The sequence below is a fragment of the Pseudomonas sp. HC1(2025) genome (genome assembly GCF_058742075.1).
Map to the genome: position 1 here is coordinate 2,671,428 of NZ_CP196017.1, position 19,256 is coordinate 2,690,683.

Below are 19,256 nucleotides of genomic sequence, written 5' to 3' on the forward strand. Positions count from 1 at the left end.
TTTTCTTGTTTTTGTGCAAGGCAGTCCACAGATTTCAATGCCTGGCGCGCGTCACAGGCCTTGTTGCAGGGCCGGATCGTCCGGGTTTTGCTGCTCCAGCTGGGCCAGCAGCACCTGCACGTTCTGCAACTGGCCGCTTTCTTTCCAATAGTTGATCAACAGCACCCGCGCCTTGCGGTTGGCCGGGTGGCGCTGGACGATTTCTTCCAACTGGCGCTGGGCGGCTTCCAGTTCCTCCTGGTCGTGCAGGGTGGTGGCCAGGTCGTAGCGGTAATCCTGGTTGTCGGGTTCCAGCTCCACCGCCTTGGACAGGCCCAGCAGCGCGTACTCGCGCTCGCCATGGTGCAGCAGCCACATGCCCAGGGCATGTTGCAGGTAGGCTGACTCGGGGTGGGCTTGCAACTGGGTGGCGAGCACCTGGCGCGAGTCATCGACCTTGCCCTGTCTGTCCAGCAGCTCGATGCGCGCGACCACTGCCGGCAGGTTCTGCGGATCCAGGCGCAATGCCTGTTCCAGCGCATGTTGCGCCTCGGGCAGCAGGGCGCTGTGAATGTACAGGCGTGCCAGCTGGATCCAGCCTTCGGGGCTTTCAGGCTGGGTCTTGAGGTACTTCACATATTCATCCAGCACCAGCTGCAAGGGGCCGAAGTACAGGCCCAGGGTGTCGGGCGACAGGCCCAGCAGGGCATTGGCGGCGGCAAACCGTACGCTTTGTTCGTCATCATCGAGCAATGGGCCGAGCAACAGGGTGCGCTGGCCGCTGGGCACCAGGCCGACGATGCTGGCGATGGCCGCCTGGCGCACCAGGGGGGATTCGTGGCTCAGGTCCTTGTCCGCCAGCTTCAAGGCCTGGGGGCTTGGGTAGTTGTGCAATTCTCCGTGCAGGGCGGCGCGGCGGATGTCGGAGAGGTCCGGCCGGCCCAGTTGCTGATACAACACGCGCGCGGCGCCAGGCTCGCCGTTATGTGCCTGTTTCAGGGCCTTGGAGTAACCGTGGGCAACAGCCGGCGGGACGGACACGCTGGGGGTGCGGGAGAAATACCAAAAGATCAGTGCGACAAACAACAGGGCGCTCAGGCCGATGATCGCGTAACGGCGTGACTTTGACATGCAGGCGTCCGAAAGCTGGGCAGCTAGTGCAAAGTGGTCAGCTTCGGTCAGACACCGACGAGTGTCAAACCTGTGTCACGTCAGCACGTAGTCCACGGGCTCCAGGGGCGCCGGCAGGGTGGTTTCGCCGAGAGCCGCGAGGATCTCCCGCTCCAGGGTACGCACGATGGCATTGCACGGCAGGTCGTTTTCATCGAAGCCAAAAGGGTCTTCGAGATCGTCGCCGATCTCATCCAGGCCAAAGAAGGTGTAGCTGACAATGGCGGTGAAAATCGGCGTTAGCCAGCCCAGGGGCTCGGCCATGGCAAACGGCAGGAGGATGCAGAACAGATAGATGGTGCGGTGCAGCAGCAAGGTGTAGGGGAAGGGCAGCGGCGTGCTCTTGATCCGCTCGCAGGCAGCCTGTACCTGGCTCAGGCCGACCAGGCGGGTTTCCAGCTGGGTGTAGCGCCAGTCGCTGATCCGCCCCTGTTGCGCGGCGTCCGAGCAGTGGGCCCCGAGGGTTTGCAGGATGCGGTCGGGCGGGTTCGGGTGGCGGGGTTCCACGTTGATCCACGGCTTGATGGCACTGGCTTCGTCTTCCAGGCGCAGGCGCGCCACCAGGCCGTGGGCAAAGCCGCACAGGCCGCGCAACAGGCCTTCGCGCTCGCCGGGCAGGGTAAAAACCTGGCTCTCACGGATCAGCGAGCGGATTTCAATGACCATCTGCCCCAATTGCTTGCGGCCTTCCCACCAGCGGTCGTAGCAGGCGTTGTTGCGAAAACTCATGAAGATCGACAGCGACAGCCCCAGCAGGGTGAACGGCGTGGCGTTGACCTTGGAGAAATAGGCTGGGTGCAGGGTTTCCACCAACACGATCACCGAGGCCAGCAGCGTGACCAGCAGGCTGCGCAGGGCAATGCGCTTGGCAATCGAGCCCTTGAGGGAGAACAGGATGCCGAACAGGTTGGGTTTGGGGCGAACAATCATCGAGGGGGCTTCTTCGGTGGCGCAGGCCCTCAGATTAGAAGCTGGTGGGCGGGGCGTCCAATCGCTTGGGTTGACCGGCTGATTGTTGGCCTCTATGACGCAACGGTTTGTTCCACGGCGCCATTGGCCAAACCAGTCAGCCACATTGAAAGCTTTGACCATTGTCCATGCGCCGCTCTGGCGCCACTATTTGCGCAGCTTCACCCCGCAAAAGCACGCCCCCCAAAACAACAAAAGACACAGGGATTTGCCACGATGCGCGATTATTTGGCTGCGACCACCCAGTTCAACTACCAGCAAACCGTCGAGGCCGCACTGGCCGGCCACCTGCAAGGGCTCAATGCCTGCGTCGAATGCTGTGACCGGCACGTGCTGCCGGGGCGCATTGCCTTGTTCTGGGAGGGCAAGGATGGTCGCAGCGCCACCGTCACCTTCAGCGAGTTGCAGGATCAGGCCGCGCGTTTGGCCAACTTCCTCCTGGCCCAGGGCGTCAAGCGTGGCGACAAGGTGGCCGGCCTGTTGCCGCGCACTGCTGAATTGCTGGTGACGGTGCTTGCCACCTGGCGCATCGGCGCGGTCTACCAGCCGCTGTTCACCGCGTTCGGCCCCAAGGCCATCGAACACCGTTTGAACAGCTCCGGCGCGGCGCTGGTGGTGACCGACGCGGTCAACCGCAGCAAGCTGGCCGAAGTCACCGACTGCCCGACCATCGTCACCGTGGCCGGCGCCAAGGGCGAAGGCATTGTGCGCGGCGATTTCAGTTTCTGGGCCGAGTTGCCCAACTATTCGAATGTGTGCGAACCGGTGTTGCTGGGCGCAGACGATCCGTTCCTGCTGATGTTCACCTCTGGCACCACCGGCCCGTCGAAGGCCCTGGCCGTGCCGCTCAAGGCCCTGGTCGCGTTCCAGAGCTACACCCGTGACGCCGTGGACCTGCGCCCCGAAGATGCGTTCTGGAACGTCGCCGATCCGGGCTGGGCCTATGGCATCTACTTCGGCGTGACCGGGCCGCTGTCCATGGGGCATCCGATCACCTTCTACGATGGCCCGTTCACCCTGGAAAGCACCTGCCGGGTCATCAACAAATACGGGATCACCAACCTGACCGGCTCGCCCACGGCCTACCGCCTGCTGATCGCCGGTGGCGAGCAGTTCGCGCGCTCGATCAAGGGCCGGTTGCGCATCGTCAGCAGCGCTGGCGAGCCGTTGAACCCGGAAGTGATCCGCTGGTTTGCCGATAACCTGGGTGTGACTATCCACGACCACTACGGCCAGACCGAACTGGGCATGGTCCTGTGCAACCACCACGGCCTGGAACACCCGGTGCATGTCGGCTCGGCCGGCTTTGCCTCGCCGGGGCACCGCATCGTGGTGCTGGACGACAACCACCAGGAATTGCCCGCCGGCCAGCCGGGCATCCTGGCGATCGACCGCGAGCAGTCACCCATGTGCTGGTTCGAAGGCTACGACGGGGTCAAGACCAAGGCCTTCGTCGGCAAGTACTACTTGAGCGGCGACACCGTGGAGTTGAACCCCGATGGCAGCATCAGTTTTGTCGGGCGCAGTGACGATGTGATCACCACTTCCGGCTACCGCGTGGGGCCGTTCGATGTGGAAAGCGCCTTGGTCGAGCACCCGGCGGTGATCGAAGCCGCGGTGGTCGGCAAGCCGGACGCCGAGCGTACCGAGTTGGTCAAGGCCTTCGTGGTGATCAACAGCCAGTACCGCGCCGATGCCGAGTTGGCCGAAGAACTGCGCCAGCATGTGCGCAAGCGCCTGGCGGCCCACGCCTACCCACGGGAAATCGAATTTGTCAGCGACTTGCCCAAGACCCCGAGCGGCAAGCTGCAACGGTTTATTTTGCGTAACCAGGAAATCGCCAAGGTCCAGGCAGCGACCACGGCTTGATCCCTCTTCAAGGAAACAATGATGCAGATTGAGAACAAGGTATTTATGGTCAGCGGTGGCGCTTCGGGCCTCGGCGCGGCCACTGCCCAGATGCTGGTGGCGGCGGGCGCCAAGGTGATGCTGGTGGACCTGAACGCCGACGCCGTGGCGGCCCAGGCTGCAAAGCTGGGCGCGCAGGCGCGCAGCGTGGTGGCGGATATCAGCCAGGAAGCCGCCGCCGAAGGGGCAGTACAAGCAACGGTTGCAGCGTTTGGCGGCCTGCATGGGCTGATCAACTGCGCAGGCGTGGTGCGTGGCGAGAAAATCCTCGGCAAGAACGGCCCGCATGGGTTGGCCAGCTTTGCCCAGGTGATCAACGTCAACCTGGTCGGCAGTTTCAACCTGCTGCGCCTGGCGGCGGCGGCGATTGCCGAAACCCCGGCCGATGCCGACGGTGAGCGCGGCGTGATCATCAACACCGCTTCGGTGGCGGCCTTCGACGGGCAGATCGGCCAGGCTGCGTATGCGGCGTCCAAGGGCGCGATTGCCAGCCTGACCCTGCCGGCCGCCCGTGAACTGGCGCGCTTCGGCATCCGCGTGATGACCATCGCCCCGGGCATCTTTGAAACGCCGATGATGGCCGGCATGACCCCGGAAGTTCGCGATTCCCTGGCGGCCGGTGTGCCGTTCCCGCCACGCCTGGGCAAGCCGGCCGAGTACGCCGCGCTGGTCCGGCACATCATTGAAAACAGCATGCTCAATGGCGAGGTGATCCGTCTTGACGGTGCCTTGCGCATGGCGGCCAAGTAAGGAGGATTTGTCATGACTCAGCTCCACGACCCGATTGTTATTGTCAGCGCCGTACGCACACCCATGGGCGGCTTCCAGGGCGAACTCAAGGGCCTGACCGCGCCGCAACTGGGCGCCGCCGCGATTCGCGCTGCCGTCGAGCGCGCTGGTATCGCCCACGACGCCGTGGATGAAGTGCTGTTCGGTTGCGTGCTGCCCGCAGGTCTCGGTCAGGCGCCGGCACGCCAGGCAGCGCTGGGGGCCGGCCTGGATAAATCGACACGTTGTACCACCCTCAACAAGATGTGCGGTTCGGGCATGCAAGCGACGATTCTCGCCCATGACTCGCTGCTGGCCGGCAGCGTGCAGGTGGTGATTGCAGGCGGCATGGAGAGCATGTCCAACGCACCTTACCTGCTGGACCGTGCGCGCAGCGGCTACCGCATGGGCCATGGCCGGGTCCTGGACCATATGTTCCTCGATGGCCTCGAAGACGCTTATGACAAGGGCCGCCTGATGGGCACCTTTGCCGAGGATTGTGCCGAAGCCAATGGCTTTACTCGCGAAGCCCAGGATGCCTTTGCCATTGCCTCGCTGACCCGCGCGCAGCAGGCAATCAGTGCCGGGCGCTTCAGCGCCGAGATCGTCCCGGTGCAGGTCACCGTGGGCAAGGAACAAAAGACCATCACTGACGACGAGCAGCCGCCCAAGGCGCGCCTGGACAAGATCGCCACTTTGAAGCCGGCGTTCCGCGAAGGCGGCACGGTGACGGCGGCCAACTCCAGCTCGATCTCCGACGGTGCGGCGGCTTTGCTTTTGATGCGCCAGTCCGAAGCGCAAAAGCGCGGGCTCAAGCCCCTGGCAGTGATCCACGGCCACGCGGCCTTTGCCGATGAGCCGGGGCTGTTTCCGGTGGCACCGGTGGGGGCGATTCGCAAGCTGATGAGCAAGACCGGCTGGAGCCTGGGTGACGTCGACCTGTTCGAGATCAACGAGGCCTTTGCCGTGGTCAGCCTGGTGACCATGAGCAAGCTGGAAATCCCCCACGACAAGGTCAACGTCCACGGTGGCGCGTGCGCCCTGGGGCATCCGATTGGCGCATCCGGTGCGCGTATCCTCGTGACCCTGCTTTCGGCGCTGCGCCAGCGGGGCCTCAAGCGCGGCGTTGCCGCCATCTGCATCGGCGGCGGTGAAGCCACGGCCATGGCTATCGAGTGCCTGGATTAAGGAAGCTATATGTTGCCCAATGACGAACAACTGCAAATCAGCGATGCGGCCCGGCAATTCGCCCAGGAGCGGCTCAAACCGTTCGCTGCCGAGTGGGACCGCGAGCATCGCTTCCCCAGGGAGGCTATCGCTGAGATGGCCGAGCTGGGCTTTTTCGGCATGCTCGTGCCGGAACAGTGGGGCGGCTGCGACACTGGGTACCTGGCGTATGCCATGGCCCTGGAAGAGGTTGCGGCCGGTGATGGCGCCTGCTCGACCATCATGAGCGTGCACAATTCGGTGGGCTGCGTGCCCATCCTCAAGTTCGGCAATGACCAGCAGAAAGAACAATTCCTCAAGCCCCTGGCCAGCGGCGCGATGCTCGGTGCGTTTGCCCTGACCGAGCCCCAGGCCGGGTCCGATGCCAGCAGCCTGAAGACCCGCGCGCGCCTGGAGGGCGATCACTACGTGCTCAATGGCTGCAAACAGTTCATCACCTCCGGGCAGAACGCCGGGGTGGTGATTGTGTTTGCCGTGACCGATCCTGCGGCCGGCAAGCGTGGGATCAGCGCGTTTATCGTGCCCACCGACTCGCCTGGCTACACCGTCGCGCGGGTCGAGGACAAGCTTGGCCAGCATGCATCCGACACCTGCCAGATTCTGTTTGAGGATGTGAAGGTGCCGGTCGCCAACCGCCTGGGCGAGGAGGGCGAAGGCTACAAAATCGCCCTGGCTAACCTTGAGGGCGGTCGCGTGGGCATTGCCTCGCAATCGGTGGGCATGGCCCGCGCCGCGTTTGAAGCGGCCCGTGATTACGCCCGCGAGCGGGAAAGCTTCGGCAAGCCGCTGATCGAGCACCAGGCCGTGGCGTTTCGCCTGGCGGACATGGCCACCCAGATCGCCGTGGCCCGGCAGATGGTGCACTACGCCGCCGCCCTGCGCGACAGCGGCAAGCCTGCGCTGGTGGAGGCGTCCATGGCCAAGCTGTTTGCCTCGGAAATGGCTGAGAAAGTCTGTTCTGCCGCCTTGCAAACCCTGGGCGGATACGGTTACCTGAGCGACTTCCCGCTGGAGCGGATCTACCGTGATGTGCGGGTCTGCCAGATTTATGAAGGCACCAGTGATATTCAGCGCATGGTCATTTCGCGCAATCTTTGAAGAGGAACGGATCGATGAGTTACGAAACCATTTTGCTCGACGTTCAAGGCCGTGTCGGGCTGATTACCCTCAATCGCCCGCAAGCGCTGAATGCCTTGAACGCGCAATTGGTCAGCGAAGTGAACCAGGCCCTGGACAGCCTGGAAGCCAATCCCGAGATCGGCTGCATCGTGTTGACCGGCTCCAAGAAAGCCTTTGCCGCTGGCGCCGATATCAAGGAAATGGCCGAGCTGACCTACCCGCAGATCTACCTCGACGACCTGTTCAGCGACAGCGACCGTGTGGCCAACCGCCGCAAGCCGATCATCGCGGCGGTCAACGGTTTTGCCCTGGGTGGCGGCTGCGAACTGGCGTTGATGTGCGACTTTATCCTGGCCGGCGATACGGCCAAGTTCGGCCAGCCGGAAGTCAACCTCGGCGTCCTGCCGGGCATGGGCGGCACCCAGCGCCTGACCCGTGCGGTGGGCAAGGCCAAGGCCATGGAAATGTGCCTGACCGGGCGTTTTATCGATGCGGTGGAGGCCGAGCGTTGCGGCATCGTCGCGCGGATTGTGCCGGCGGACGAACTGCTGGACGAGGCGCTCAAGGTTGCGGCGCTGATCGCCAGCAAATCGGTACCGATCAGCATGATGGTCAAGGAAAGCGTGAACCGCGCTTTTGAAGTCAGCCTTTCGGAAGGTGTGCGTTTTGAGCGCCGGGTGTTCCACGCAGCCTTTGCCACTCAGGATCAGAAGGAAGGCATGGCCGCGTTCGTGGCCAAGCGCACTCCAGAGTTCAAGGACAAGTAATGCGCGGGTAGAATCATCTGAAATACAGGTCCGGCGTAGGACCTGTGTTTCATATCTATATGCTGATCAAGGCTGGGGGTGCCTGACCTGAAACGAGATTGTCAGGTCCCCCATCGGAGTCGTCGGACCCGGTACGTGGCCCGGTGGCACAACAAACGTATTGGTCAATCCATCGCTGGGACCGGTCATTTTTTTTGGAAAAATGCCGATGCTCAGGCCTCCAGTCAATTCAGCCATGCCGGGCACCCCCAACTGGGTATTTGTATGGAACCGGCCGACCAAGGCGATCCACTTCTCACCGCCGCTGGTTGCCTTGATGGTTTGTGCGGCGTAATAGTTGAATCGTTCGAGCCGCTCCTTGGCATCAGCAACGCTGTATTCTTTTGTGGAGAGTGTTGGGTTATATCGTTGTGTTAAATAGACATGGTCCAGAGGAAGCACCTCTATGCCATTTTCTTCGAACTTGCGTTTAAGTTCTTCAAAGTTCGGTTGGGTGCGTTTCTGGTTTGTGTCCCCAAGCCAGCCGATACCGTCGTCCCTGATGCCTGAAGGGTAATCCGCCACGCCTTCGATATAGACCCTTTTTACTTTTTGCCGAACGAATAAATCCATGTTGTCGTAGAGGAGTTGGAAGCTGGCCCTTTCTCCATGGTTCTCTCCAAACACCAGGCCATCGGATGCCTGTAATCCTTTGGTGATTACCTCTGATGATGGAACGGGGGTGGGGATAGATGGAATCGCAGGCCGTGGTGGGATGTTGCCTGCATTTGCCGAGTTGAAGTAGGCATGCATATCGCTCTCAAATTTCAACGCGGTATCAACTAACGCATTTTGGCTTGAGAAGTGCTTACCCTGCCATTTTCCCTTCATGCTGAGTGCGTAATCCCCAGTGGGTAGTGCTTTTGGCGGCGGTGGTGGGGCCGCTGGGTAGACCTTGCGCCAGATTCGTTGCAGCGGGTTGTAGCGCCGAGAGTGTGGATGATGCAGGGTGAGCCAATCACGATTGACTGGCATCAACGTGTTCAAGGGGGTGAAATCTTCAAGAGGGCTGCCATAGGCCTGTTGGGTACCGTCATCGTAGGCGTACCATTTGCCCTGTTGCTGCACCGCGAGCGTGTCGCCGGATTGGTCGGCGTACTTGAATGTGCCTGTTGCTGCAGCGTCGTATTTTTGGCTGGCGGCCACCAAGTCATAGCTGTCTGCGCTGCCCCGCAGCGCTTGTATCTTATGGGCTGCTCCCTTGGCGCCCGTTTTGGCGAGTCGCGCTGTGCCCATCAGCAAGTCTCCTACGCCGCTCAGAGGGTTCAGGGCCTCGATAGCGCTAACGCCAATCGCTCTTGCCAGTCCCAGTGCCTTGGCCGTGCTGGACGTTGCCGTCGATACCACTTTCCCTGCCCTGGCAGACGTTGCCGCGCCTGCGGTCAGAAAACCCAGCAGGTCCAGCCCCAAATCCATCACGCCGTCGGCGTAGTTGCCCTGTTGAAAGTTGACAATGGCCGATCTCAGCGGAATCAGGTTCAACAGCAATTCATTGACCTTGTCTCGCGAAGCTTGCTCCTCGTCAAAGGTGGTGACCCCCCGCGCCTGTTTGAGCACGTCTGCGTTATCCAGGTCAAAGGCCTCGACAAACGCATCAGCGATATCCTGCGTCCTGACGCTGGAAAAACTCTGTGGCGGCAACGCACTGCCGGGAGTTGCGTCCAACCGCGCTGGGCGTTCGGCATCGCCGATGTTGAACTCCTCTGTTCTATGGAGCCTGTTGGCGTTACGGAACTCTGTCAGCGACAGTTTTCCCCGGGCGATAGCACCTTTTGCCAGATCAACTTCATACACGATTGGAGGGTTATCGCGTCCGACTTTGATCAGCATTTTTTTGCTTTTTGAAGTGAGGGCGGGCGGCGAAAAAAAATCCGTCGCGATGGTATACGTCCTTTCTTGATAGAAGTGGATCTCCCCCGACTCAAGGTTTTTACGATCGGCTAACGGTAACTGGGCAATCATGTGTTTTATCGCGGTTTTAATGCCTTGTTTTTGTATTCTGATAGTGTCGTCGAATGCTGTTTTGAAACTGTCGAATACGTTGACTTTCTCGCGCGCGTTAAGGCTGTCGATCGGGATACGACTGTCCGTCGTTTTCCATTTGGGAACGTCGTGATGGTCCATCATCGCGATGTCCAGCATCGAGTAGGTGCCCTGATGAATCTTGGCGCTGCGAAAGTAATAATCAGCCTTGATGCATTTTTCTTCGAAGGGAATGCCTTTGCCAAATTGTTGCTCAAGCTTGGCCAGCGCGATTTGCTTCAGGTCGGGTATGGGCGTGCGCAGCTGGCTCGAAGCAGTTGCCCGCTCATCCAGTTGCTGGTTGAAGTCGCTGCGGGCGCGTTCGATTTCAGCGCTGCTGTAAAGGCTGTCATCTTTTTTATCGAGAACGCCGTTGGCAACCGCCCAGTCAATTAACACAGCCGTTTGGGTTGCATCGTAAACAGATGCATCGCTGGCATCGGCGATGCTCATGACCTGGGCGTAACTCATCTGTGGCGTAACGCCTGGTGTGCTGGCTTCTATCTTTGCCACCGCCAGGTGAAAGCTGGCCCAGGACTGGCTGCCATAGGTCACTTTGTCAGGGATATCCTTGACCAGGAACTGAGGTGCAAGACGCGCCAGCAACAGATGCGCTCCCAGTTGAGCGGTCGCCATGGTGGCCTTGCCGGTCGTGACCAGATGGTTGCGCAGGGCGTTGACAATAGAGGAGGGCGACTTGCCCCAATGTTGCTCCTGGGCGAGGTCAAAGCCTGCGACTGTATTTCTCTGGGGGTGGCTGATGGATTCTGAATCGAGCCCCAGGTTGATTGCTGTCAACACGTAGTCGCGGGTGCTGCTTGGTGTCTGGACACCGTTAAGATGAGTTTGGATTGCCTGCCCCAGCGCTTGCCCGCGGGGTGACTGGATAAGTTTTTCCAGCGCCTGGCCGGGGTCCTGGAGTTCGGCCCCGGACAACGGCACGGCGTCGGCAAGATAACCCAGCGGCCCGGCGCGATGGTCTATCAAGGGGAGGTCTGATAAGCCTGCCGAGTTGGTCGTGAAGAGCGTGAGGATAGACTGCTGTTGCGAAACGCTCAGGGGTAAAGGCCAGGACAGTCCACCACCGTAATTGCCGTATGGCGGCTGCAACGCCTGAATTGTCATAGCTTTAGCCAGGTCCAACAATTCGGTTCGGGTACGCGGCAGTCTGACCTCGCTCTTTATCAAGAACCGTTCAAGGTCGACGGTGGTTGTATCCCGGGAAGGTTGTTGCTGAACATACGAAGAGTCGACGTCAGGGGTAAACGTCACCCCGGCCAACGCTGACGCCACGGCTTGCGCGTCGGCTTCGGGTGCCAGGCCTTGGGCCGCCTGGTCAAGAAGCTGCGTCAGGGATTGCCAGTTACGCTGGTCCCCAAGGGCCCGCTTCAGGTCGGGGCTGCGGGTTTCTGCCTGGGTAGGTGGCGTGTTGTGCACGACGGTTGATGGCTCAACCGCTGCCTGGAGCGCCCTGGGGGAAGGGGATATTCCGTTTGTCGCAAAACCTGGAGTGAAAGGTATTACTGCAATTGGGGGCATCGCGGTTCACCTGTGTGGGACGACACTTCTGAAAGCATTCAGGCCTTCAGTTTTCCCAGGCTAAGTGGCGAAGCTGGTCCGATTTATCCCACGGTGAATTGTCAACAGAGATAACTGGCAGGTGATCGGGTGCAAGACAAGCCAAAGTGGCTGATCGCCTGTAACATGAATTCACGCCCACCCTGAGTCATCCCCGAAATAGGGTATGCCCTTGGCATGGCTTGCGATAAACAGTGGATACAACTTTCAGGTTTCAGGAACCCGTCATGACCCAGAAGCAACGCTTGATTTACTCGATTCTAATTTCCCTGGTCGTCCTCGGCACGATGTTTGGCCTGTCCTATTTGCAGAACATCGGCGCCATCAGTGAGAAGACGTTCCAGTACATCGCCATTGCCGTGGCAGTGATTGTGGTGGTGATCAACGGCATCATGCGCCGCAAGGTCAAGCCCAACCTGTAAGTCAGGCACCGGAATCCAGGACCTTCACAGCCTCTTCATGGAGGCTGTAGCTTTTATCGCTGTTGAGGGTGATCAAGCCCTCGCTGCACAGGCGCTTGAGCACCTCGCGCACACTGAGAAACGATAACGGGATGCCCAGTTCCAGCAAATGGCTGTGCACGCCCCGTACCCCCAGCGAGCGGCCGTTGTCGGCTGCCGTGAGCAGGGCGTCGATGACTTTCAGCCGGATCAGGCTGGTGCGCAACCCAAAACACTTGAGCAGATGCCGGATGCGTTGGTTGCCTTGATGCTCGGTTGCCTTGGCGAAGGCTTGGGTATCCGCGCCGAAAGCGGCGTCGTGTGCCATAAAATGTCCGTCCGTGGGCAGTTGCGGGTTGTACATGCAAAAACTCCTTATCAGAGCCTGATCAGGAAAATGATGGTGCTCTTAGTTAATAAGACGTATGAGTCGCGCAAATCATGAAGTCCAACCTGTATAAATTTTGTCAGTATCACGTCTGTCACATTCCTGGCGCCGGTAAATAAGCCGCGCGCGGCCTAAATTTCTGCGGATTTCTACGTCTCTATCCATGGGCTGGCATTGGCGAGTCGGCCCCGCCTTGGGCGTTCAATTTGGCTTGATGATGGGGTCTGCGTGATTATTTCCAACGGGTTGTCCAGGGTTTGCGTGGCGGGTGTGTTGCTGGGGGTGAGCCTGTGTGCGACGGCCCGCCAGGTGAGCGACGTGCAGGCGGGTGCGCTGAGCGCCGATATCCGCCGCACCGGGTTTGGTATCCCGCATATCCGCGCCAACGATGAGCGAGGCCTGGGGTATGGCATCGGCTATGCCTACGCGCAGGACAACCTGTGCCTGTTGGCCAACGAAGTGGTGACGGTCAATGGCCAGCGCGCTCGCTACTTCGGTGCCGAGCAGGCGACCCTGGAAGAGCGCAACAACCTGACCAGCGATGTGTTCTTTACTTGGCTCAATACGCCCGAAGCAGTGACGGCATTCTGGAAGGCTCAGACCCCGCAGATGCAGCAGCGTCTTGCAGGTTATGTGGCGGGGTACAACCGTTACCTGCAAGAACGCGGGACAAAGGACCGGCCGATGCAGTGCCAGGGCGCCTGGGTGCGGCCAATCACTACCAATGACCTGGTCAAGCTGACCCGCAGGTTGTTGGTGGAAGGTGGGGTGGGGCAATTTGCCGAGGCCTTGGCGGGGGCGACACCGCCCCAGCCAGGCGTGGCGGTGCAGGGCAATGCGCGAGCGTTTGAGGTCGCCACCTTGAAGCAGCAGCGCTTTGCCCTGGATCGCGGCAGCAACGCCGTGGCGGTGGGCAGCGAGCGCTCGTTCAATGGGCGCGGCATGTTATTGGCCAATCCGCATTTCCCATGGATCGGCGGCATGCGCTTTTATCAGATGCACCTGACCATCCCTGGCCAGTTGGATGTAATGGGCGCCGCCTTGCCGGGCCTGCCGGTGGTCAATATCGGCTTCAACCAGCATGTGGCCTGGACCCATACGGTGGACACATCCAAACATTTCACCCTGTATCGCCTGACCCTGGACCCGAAGGACCCGACCCGCTACTTGCTTGACGGCAAGTCGATCCCCCTGCAGAAAACCCAGGTGACCGTGCAGGTCAAGGGTGCCGAGCCCCACACCCAGACGGTCTACAGTTCGCAGTTCGGGCCGGTGGTGCAATGGCCGGGCAAGCTCGACTGGAACGGGCAATACGCTTTCAGCCTGCGTGATGCCAACCTGGGTAATGACCGCGTACTGCAACAGTGGTACGCGATGAACCAGGCCCGCAGCCTCAAGGACTTGCAAGCCTCGGTACACCGCCTGCAAGGCATTCCCTGGGTCAACACCCTGGCAGCGGACGATCAGGGGCAGAGCCTGTACATGAACCTGTCGGTGGTACCGAACGTCAGTGCAAAAAAACTCGAGCAATGCAGCGACCCGCGTGCAGGCCTGCAGATGATCATGCTCGACGGTGCCCACAGTGCCTGCGCCTGGGATATCGACCCGCGCGCGGCGCAGCCGGGGACCTTCGCCGCTGATCAACTGCCGCAGCTGGAACGCCGGGATTACGTACAGCACTCCAATGATTCGGCCTGGATGGCCAACCCCAAGGCGCCGCTGGCCGGCTTCTCGCCGGTGATCAGCCAGGATCACATAGCCCTGGGCGCCCGTTCGCGTTTTGCCTTGCAGCGCTTGCAGGACCTGGACAAACAGCCGATCACCATCGCTGACCTGCAACATATGGTGCTGGACAACCAGGTGTACCTGGCCGGCCAGGTGATGCCGGATTTGCTCAAGTTCTGCGCGCAACAGACGGATGAACCCCTGAAACCTCTGTGCACCCGTCTCAAGGACTGGGACCAGAAAGCCAACCTCGACAGCGGCCTGGGCCTGGTGCATTTCATCCAGGTCATGGAGCACATGCAGCAAGTGCCGGATGTGTGGCGCGTTGCGTTCGACCCGGATCACGCGCAAACCACCCCACGCGGCTTGCTCCTCGAACAGCCGCAGGTGGCCAAGGCATTGCGTGAGGCGATGATGGCGTCAATCGCCCAAGTGAGCGAGTCGGGCTTGCAGGAGGGCGCGCGCTGGGGCGATATCCAGGTCTCGGGCAGCACGCCGATGCATGGCGGGCCGCAGGAGCTGGGCATCTACAACGCCATGCAAAGCGTGCCGAGGGCAGATGGCAAGCGCGAGGTGGTCAGCGGCAGCAGTTACTTGCAGATTGTCACTTTCGACGACCAGGGGCCCAAGGCCGAAGGCGTGTTGGCGTTCTCGCTGTCCAGCGATCCGGCGTCGCCCCACTTCAAGGACCAGACCCAGGCGTTCTCCGCGAAAAAGCTCAGCCCGTTGCCGTTTACCGAGCAGCAGATCAAGGCTGATCCGCAGTATCAACGGCAGGTGATCCACGAGTAGGGGATTTAGTCGGCGAGCAGGCGCGTCACGGCGGCAAAGGCCTGGTCATGCCGCGCCTGCCAATCGCCGCCAATCACCTTGAAGGGCTGGTGATGCTGCTCCAGCCAGTCGCGGCTGGCCTGGAAGAAGGCCTGGCGGTTTGCCAGGTCCGGCTGGCAGCGCTGGCCATCGGCGGTCCAGCCAATGCCTTCGGGCGACAGCAGCAGGTGCAGGTCGTAGTGGCGTGCCAGCAGCGCCTCATCGAGCCATGCCGGGGCATCGCCAAACAGGGTCAGGCTCCACAGCTTGTTGGTCAGCAAGTGGGTGTCGAGGATCAACAGTTGCGGCTGCCGGGCGCGGCCGGCATCTTCCCAGGCCAGTTGGCCACGGGCGATGTCCGGGATGTCGGCCAGGGTCGTGTCACGCTGGTAATGGTCGATGAAATAGCGCACATATTCGCCCACCAGCACCGCGCCGAAATGCGCTTGCAGCTGCTCGGCCAGCCAGCTCTTACCGCTGGACTCGGGGCCTGCCATCACCAGCACCTTCATGTGCGCAACGCCGGGTCGGCGCGCCATTCGCGCCAGCCTTGCACGGCAATCACGGTGAACAAGGCGTAGAGCGCGGCTGTCAGGTACAGCCCTTTGTAGACAAACAGGCCGACAAAAATCACATCGACCACAATCCACAGCGCCCAGCATTGCACGCGTTTTTGCGCCATCCACATCTGCGCCACCAGGCTGAAACCGGTCAGGGCGGCATCCAGCCAGGGTTGCGCGGCATCGGTCCAGTGGGCCATGGCGGCGCCCAGCAGCAGGCTGCCCACGGCGCCAATGGTCAGGCTCAGGAGGATGGCCTGGCCGCCAAGACGGGTGACCTGGCGCCCTTGCTTGACCTCGCCGGCGCGGGTCCACTGCCACCAACCGTAGACTTGCAGGCCGGCGTAGACCACTTGCAGCAGCATGTCCGAATACAGCTTCACTTCGAAGAATACCCAGGTGTACAGCAGCACCATGACCAGGCCGATCGGCCAGCACCATGGGTTCTGCTTGACCGTCAGCCAGACGGCAATCACCCCCAGCGCGGCGGCAAACAGTTCAAGCCCGGACATGGGATTCCTTGGAAGAGTCGAAGAGGAGGGCGATTGTACCCAACCTCCCAGGCAAATGCAGAACCCCTGTAGGCGCTGGCAAGCCAGCCCCTACACAGTGGGCGTTAGACCTTGAACTGGCGCAGCAGGCCGTTGAGCTCTTCGCTCAAGTCCTTCAGGTGCACGCTGGCCACACTCGACTGCTGGGCCGCCAGCGCAGTGCTGTGGGACAGGCCGGCAGCCTGGGTCACGTTCTGGTTGATGTCTTCCACCACATGGGCCTGTTGCAGGGTTGCGCTGGCAATCGAGGCGTTGAGGCCGTTGAGGTTGCGCAGGGCCTGGCCGATGGCATTCAGGCTGGCGCCCGCCTGGCCGGCTTGTTCGATGGTCAGTTGCGAGGCCTGGTGGCTGTCGCTGATCACCTTGACTGCCGCTTCGGAATGCCCTTGCAGGCGTTCGATCATGCTCTGGATTTCGGCGGTGGACTTTTGCGTACGCTGGGCCAGCAGGCGCACCTCATCGGCAACCACGGCAAAACCACGGCCCTGTTCGCCAGCGCGGGCGGCTTCGATGGCGGCGTTGAGGGCCAGCAGGTTGGTCTGGTCGGCAATCGAGCGAATCACCTCCAGCACCCCGCCAATCTGCGTGCTTTCGGTGGACAGGGTGCGGATCACTTCCACCGCCTGGCTGATGGTGCCGGACAGCGCGTCGATCTGTTGCAGGCTGCCGTCGATATTGACCTGGCCCTGTTCGGCCTGGGTCTGGGCATCGCGCATTTCGCTGGCGGCGTGTTCGGCATTCTTGGCCACGTCCTGCACGCCGTAGGTCACTTCGTTAATAGCGGTGGCCACCAACTCCATCTGCTGGGACTGCTGCTGGCTGCGGTCATGGGCCTGGCTGGCGTTGCTGCCCAGTTCGGCGGACGACTGGCCCAGGGCATTGGCGCACACCTGCAACTGGCTGACCACCTGGCGCAGCTTGGCAGTGAAGGTGTTGAAGTGCCGCGACAGTTGCGTGACCTCGTCCTGGCCATGGGTGTCGAGGCTGCGGGTCAGGTCGCTTTCACCGCTGGCGATGTTGGCCATGGCATGCACCGCTTCTTGCAGCGGGCGCACGATGCTGCGGGCAATCAGCACCACCAGCAGGGCCATGATCAGCGCAATGCCCAGGCCGATCAGCGAGGCTTCCCACACCTGGCCACGGAACTGTGCCTGCACATCATCTACATAGACGCCGGAGCCGATGATCCAGCCCCAGGGTTCGAACAACTGGATATAAGAGGTCTTGGCCACGGGCTCAGCCGCGCCAGGTTTCGGCCAACGGTAATCGACCATGCCGGCGCCCTTGGCCTTGGCCAGGGTGACGAATTCGTTGAACACCGCAAAGCCGTCCGGATCACGGATGGCCGAGAGGTTCTGGCCGTCAAGCTTGGGGTTGGCCGGGTGCATGATCATCACCGGCGTCAGGTCATTGATCCAGAAATAGTCATCCTGGTCATAGCGCAGCCCACGCACCACGCTCAGGGCTTGCTTCTGCGCGGCTTCGCGGGTCAGTACGCCGGTGGTTTCGAGGCTGTGATAAAAATTCAGAATCCCGCTGGCGGTCTGTACCACATGCTGGGTCTGCTGGCTCTTGGCCTGGTAGAGGTCGTCGTGGATCTGCTTGAGCATCAGCAAACCCAGGGTCAGCAACATCAACACGGCGACTATCAGGATCATCCAGAGGCGCCGGCTGATCGACATATTGCGCAAACTATTCATAGTCTTGTCACTCCGCGTTCTTATAATTTTCGGTGCTGCGTTGATCAGCCAGTGATAACGCGAAGCGAAATCCGGGCTTGTCTGATAGGCTTTCGGCCCGGAATCAAAAAACCTGAGTGCTGCCTGATTTTTCACAGAATTTTTGCAGTTCAGCCTTGATCCTGCGCGCGGCCTTGCAGCGTGCTCATCGTTAGTGAACACCTAGAAAATATCAACGAGGCATGCCGTCGCATGACCTTTTGGGGGAATAATGGATCTTTGGACCGCCTTTCAGGCACTGATACTTGGCATTGTCGAAGGGCTGACGGAGTTCTTGCCGATCTCCAGTACCGGGCACCAGATTATCGTCGCCGATTTGCTCGACTTCGGTGGCGAACGCGCCATGGCGTTCAACATCATCATTCAACTGGGCGCCATCCTGGCGGTGGTCTGGGAGTTCCGGCGCAAGATCCTTGACGTGGTGACCGGCCTGCCGACCCAGCGCAACGCCCAGCGCTTTACCATCAACCTGCTGATCGCCTTCCTGCCGGCGGTGGTGCTGGGGGTGATTTTTGCCGACCTGATCCACGAATACCTGTTCAACCCGATCACCGTGGCCACTGCGCTGGTGATCGGTGGGGTGATCATGTTGTGGGCCGAGCGCCGCGAGCATGTCATCCATGCCGAAACCGTCGATGACATCACCTGGAAAGACGCCTTGAAAGTCGGCTTTGCCCAGTGCCTGGCGATGATTCCGGGCACGTCGCGTTCCGGTTCGACCATCATCGGCGGCCTGCTGTTCGGCCTGTCGCGCAAGACGGCGACCGAGTTCTCGTTCTTCCTGGCAATGCCAACCATGGTCGGCGCGGCGGTGTATTCGGGCTACAAGTACCGTGAGCTGTTCCAGCCTGCGGACCTGCCGGTGTTCGCCCTCGGCTTTGTGGTCTCGTTCATCTTCGCAATGATTGCGGTGCGCGGTCTGCTCAAGTTCATCGCCAGCCACAGCTACGCAGTGTTTGCCTGGTACCGCATTGCGTTCGGCTTGCTGATCCTGGCCACCTGGCAGTTCGGCTGGATTGACTGGGCGGCGGCCAAGGCGTGATGACCATCCAGCATCCGCGCTTCAAGGCCCTGGTGTTTGTGCTGTTGTGTGCCGTGCCGTTGTTTGGCGCGGCACTGCTGGCGTATCGCGGGGTGTCGCTGATCCCGCTGGCGGCCTATGGGCTGGTCAGTGTGGTGACGTTTTGCTTGTACTGGAGCGACAAGCGCAAGGCCCAGAGCGACAGCTGGCGCACCCCGGAAAAGATCCTGCACGCGATGGAGCTGGCCGGTGGTTGGCCCGGTGCGTTGGTCGCACAGCAGGTGTTTCGCCACAAGACGCGCAAGGTGTCGTATCAGGTGGTGTTCTGGTTGATCGTGGTGCTGCACCAGGTGTTCTGGATCGATCAGTTGTTTCTGGGTGGCACGCTGCTGGCGGTCTTCTAGCTGTGTGGGGCTTGGGAGCGAAGCTGCGCTCCCACAGGGGTATGTGCATGTCTCGATGATCAAGCTGTGTGC

At 61.0% G+C, this 19,256-nt stretch carries 16 protein-coding genes; 9 read left to right on the forward strand and 7 right to left on the reverse strand.

The annotated features are described in order from the left end of the window. Positions 1-51 precede the first annotated feature (51 nt). Together ACSSVH_RS12185 and ACSSVH_RS12190 are read right to left on the reverse strand one after the other, a co-directional pair. Positions 52-1,110, reverse strand: a complete 1,059-nt coding sequence (locus ACSSVH_RS12185) for a tetratricopeptide repeat protein (protein ID WP_169952487.1) — start codon at positions 1,108-1,110, stop codon at positions 52-54. Positions 1,111-1,185: 75 nt separating this feature from the next. Further along, on the reverse strand, positions 1,186-2,079 hold the full coding sequence (locus ACSSVH_RS12190) for a bestrophin family protein (protein ID WP_170041497.1): 894 nt from the start codon (positions 2,077-2,079) through the stop codon (positions 1,186-1,188). A gap of 255 nt (positions 2,080-2,334) precedes the next feature. Between ACSSVH_RS12190 and ACSSVH_RS12195 the strand changes: the two genes are divergently transcribed. The 5 genes from ACSSVH_RS12195 to ACSSVH_RS12215 are packed head-to-tail and all read left to right on the forward strand — an operon-like array spanning position 2,335 to position 7,907. Further along, positions 2,335-3,987 carry an AMP-binding protein gene (locus tag ACSSVH_RS12195; protein ID WP_169952483.1) on the forward strand — a complete coding sequence of 551 codons (1,653 nt, stop codon included), beginning with the start codon at positions 2,335-2,337 and terminating at the stop codon, positions 3,985-3,987. Between the two features lie 21 nt (positions 3,988-4,008). Next, positions 4,009-4,776, forward strand: a complete 768-nt coding sequence (locus ACSSVH_RS12200; protein WP_492634604.1) for an SDR family NAD(P)-dependent oxidoreductase — start codon at positions 4,009-4,011, stop codon at positions 4,774-4,776. Positions 4,777-4,788: 12 nt separating this feature from the next. Beyond that, positions 4,789-5,982: an acetyl-CoA C-acyltransferase gene (locus ACSSVH_RS12205; RefSeq protein ID WP_492634605.1), complete on the forward strand. Its 1,194-nt coding sequence runs from the start codon at positions 4,789-4,791 to the stop codon at positions 5,980-5,982. 9 nt (positions 5,983-5,991) lie between these two features. Continuing rightward, positions 5,992-7,119, forward strand: coding sequence for an acyl-CoA dehydrogenase (locus ACSSVH_RS12210; RefSeq protein WP_115128144.1), 1,128 nt, complete (start codon positions 5,992-5,994; stop codon positions 7,117-7,119). Positions 7,120-7,133: 14 nt separating this feature from the next. Further along, positions 7,134-7,907 (forward strand): enoyl-CoA hydratase, encoded by a 774-nt coding sequence (locus ACSSVH_RS12215; protein WP_169952477.1) that lies wholly within the window; start codon positions 7,134-7,136, stop codon positions 7,905-7,907. Positions 7,908-7,973: 66 nt separating this feature from the next. Here ACSSVH_RS12215 and ACSSVH_RS12220 read toward each other — a convergent pair whose 3' ends face one another. Then, a complete protein-coding gene (locus ACSSVH_RS12220) occupies positions 7,974-11,507 on the reverse strand; it encodes a membrane-targeted effector domain-containing toxin (protein ID WP_492634606.1) in 3,534 nt (1,177 codons plus the stop codon). 266 nt (positions 11,508-11,773) lie between these two features. Between ACSSVH_RS12220 and ACSSVH_RS12225 the strand changes: the two genes are divergently transcribed. Then, complete coding sequence (locus ACSSVH_RS12225) at positions 11,774-11,968, forward strand: hypothetical protein (protein WP_057440092.1); 195 nt, start codon at positions 11,774-11,776, stop codon at positions 11,966-11,968. Position 11,969: 1 nt separating this feature from the next. Here the strand turns inward: ACSSVH_RS12225 and ACSSVH_RS12230 are convergent, their stop codons facing one another. Then, on the reverse strand, positions 11,970-12,350 hold the full coding sequence (locus ACSSVH_RS12230; RefSeq protein WP_169952473.1) for a fe2+ zn2+ uptake regulation protein: 381 nt from the start codon (positions 12,348-12,350) through the stop codon (positions 11,970-11,972). A 252-nt stretch (positions 12,351-12,602) separates the two neighbouring features. On the opposite strand from ACSSVH_RS12230, the gene pvdQ reads away from it, so the two are divergent. Further along, entirely contained in the window at positions 12,603-14,891 is a 2,289-nt protein-coding gene (pvdQ, locus tag ACSSVH_RS12235) for a bifunctional acylase PvdQ (protein WP_492634607.1), read from the forward strand. A gap of 5 nt (positions 14,892-14,896) precedes the next feature. On the opposite strand, the gene ACSSVH_RS12240 is transcribed toward pvdQ, so the two are convergent. The 3 genes from ACSSVH_RS12240 to ACSSVH_RS12250 all read right to left on the reverse strand — a co-directional run bounded on the left by ACSSVH_RS12240 (position 14,897) and on the right by ACSSVH_RS12250 (position 17,720). Continuing rightward, the gene (locus tag ACSSVH_RS12240; RefSeq protein WP_492634710.1) at positions 14,897-15,421 is read right to left on the reverse strand and encodes an AAA family ATPase; all 525 of its coding nucleotides are present in this window, start codon (positions 15,419-15,421) and stop codon (positions 14,897-14,899) included. Continuing rightward, positions 15,418-15,981, reverse strand: coding sequence for a nicotinamide riboside transporter PnuC (pnuC, locus tag ACSSVH_RS12245; RefSeq protein ID WP_169952469.1), 564 nt, complete (start codon positions 15,979-15,981; stop codon positions 15,418-15,420). The genes ACSSVH_RS12240 and pnuC overlap by 4 nt, the downstream gene beginning before the upstream one ends. A gap of 104 nt (positions 15,982-16,085) precedes the next feature. Then, complete coding sequence (locus tag ACSSVH_RS12250; protein ID WP_170041491.1) at positions 16,086-17,720, reverse strand: methyl-accepting chemotaxis protein; 1,635 nt, start codon at positions 17,718-17,720, stop codon at positions 16,086-16,088. A gap of 250 nt (positions 17,721-17,970) precedes the next feature. Here ACSSVH_RS12250 and ACSSVH_RS12255 point away from each other — a divergent pair, with 250 nt between their 5' ends. After that, on the forward strand, positions 17,971-18,801 hold the full coding sequence (locus ACSSVH_RS12255; protein ID WP_169952464.1) for an undecaprenyl-diphosphate phosphatase: 831 nt from the start codon (positions 17,971-17,973) through the stop codon (positions 18,799-18,801). After that, positions 18,801-19,184, forward strand: a complete 384-nt coding sequence (locus ACSSVH_RS12260; RefSeq protein ID WP_169952859.1) for a DUF1294 domain-containing protein — start codon at positions 18,801-18,803, stop codon at positions 19,182-19,184. Before ACSSVH_RS12255 ends, ACSSVH_RS12260 begins: the two co-directional genes overlap by 1 nt. Positions 19,185-19,256 lie beyond the last annotated feature (72 nt).

Coding starts and splice junctions, on each gene's coding strand:
- ACSSVH_RS12185 (WP_169952487.1), bottom strand. CDS start 1,110: ATGTCAAAGTCACGCCGTTACGCGATCATCGGCCTGAGCGCCCTGTTG.
- ACSSVH_RS12190 (WP_170041497.1), bottom strand. CDS start 2,079: ATGATTGTTCGCCCCAAACCCAACCTGTTCGGCATCCTGTTCTCCCTC.
- ACSSVH_RS12195 (WP_169952483.1), top strand. CDS start 2,335: ATGCGCGATTATTTGGCTGCGACCACCCAGTTCAACTACCAGCAAACC.
- ACSSVH_RS12200 (WP_492634604.1), top strand. CDS start 4,009: ATGCAGATTGAGAACAAGGTATTTATGGTCAGCGGTGGCGCTTCGGGC.
- ACSSVH_RS12205 (WP_492634605.1), top strand. CDS start 4,789: ATGACTCAGCTCCACGACCCGATTGTTATTGTCAGCGCCGTACGCACA.
- ACSSVH_RS12210 (WP_115128144.1), top strand. CDS start 5,992: ATGTTGCCCAATGACGAACAACTGCAAATCAGCGATGCGGCCCGGCAA.
- ACSSVH_RS12215 (WP_169952477.1), top strand. CDS start 7,134: ATGAGTTACGAAACCATTTTGCTCGACGTTCAAGGCCGTGTCGGGCTG.
- ACSSVH_RS12220 (WP_492634606.1), bottom strand. CDS start 11,507: ATGCCCCCAATTGCAGTAATACCTTTCACTCCAGGTTTTGCGACAAAC.
- ACSSVH_RS12225 (WP_057440092.1), top strand. CDS start 11,774: ATGACCCAGAAGCAACGCTTGATTTACTCGATTCTAATTTCCCTGGTC.
- ACSSVH_RS12230 (WP_169952473.1), bottom strand. CDS start 12,350: ATGTACAACCCGCAACTGCCCACGGACGGACATTTTATGGCACACGAC.
- ACSSVH_RS12240 (WP_492634710.1), bottom strand. CDS start 15,421: ATGAAGGTGCTGGTGATGGCAGGCCCCGAGTCCAGCGGTAAGAGCTGG.
- pnuC (WP_169952469.1), bottom strand. CDS start 15,981: ATGTCCGGGCTTGAACTGTTTGCCGCCGCGCTGGGGGTGATTGCCGTC.
- ACSSVH_RS12250 (WP_170041491.1), bottom strand. CDS start 17,720: ATGAATAGTTTGCGCAATATGTCGATCAGCCGGCGCCTCTGGATGATC.
- ACSSVH_RS12255 (WP_169952464.1), top strand. CDS start 17,971: ATGGATCTTTGGACCGCCTTTCAGGCACTGATACTTGGCATTGTCGAA.
- ACSSVH_RS12260 (WP_169952859.1), top strand. CDS start 18,801: ATGACCATCCAGCATCCGCGCTTCAAGGCCCTGGTGTTTGTGCTGTTG.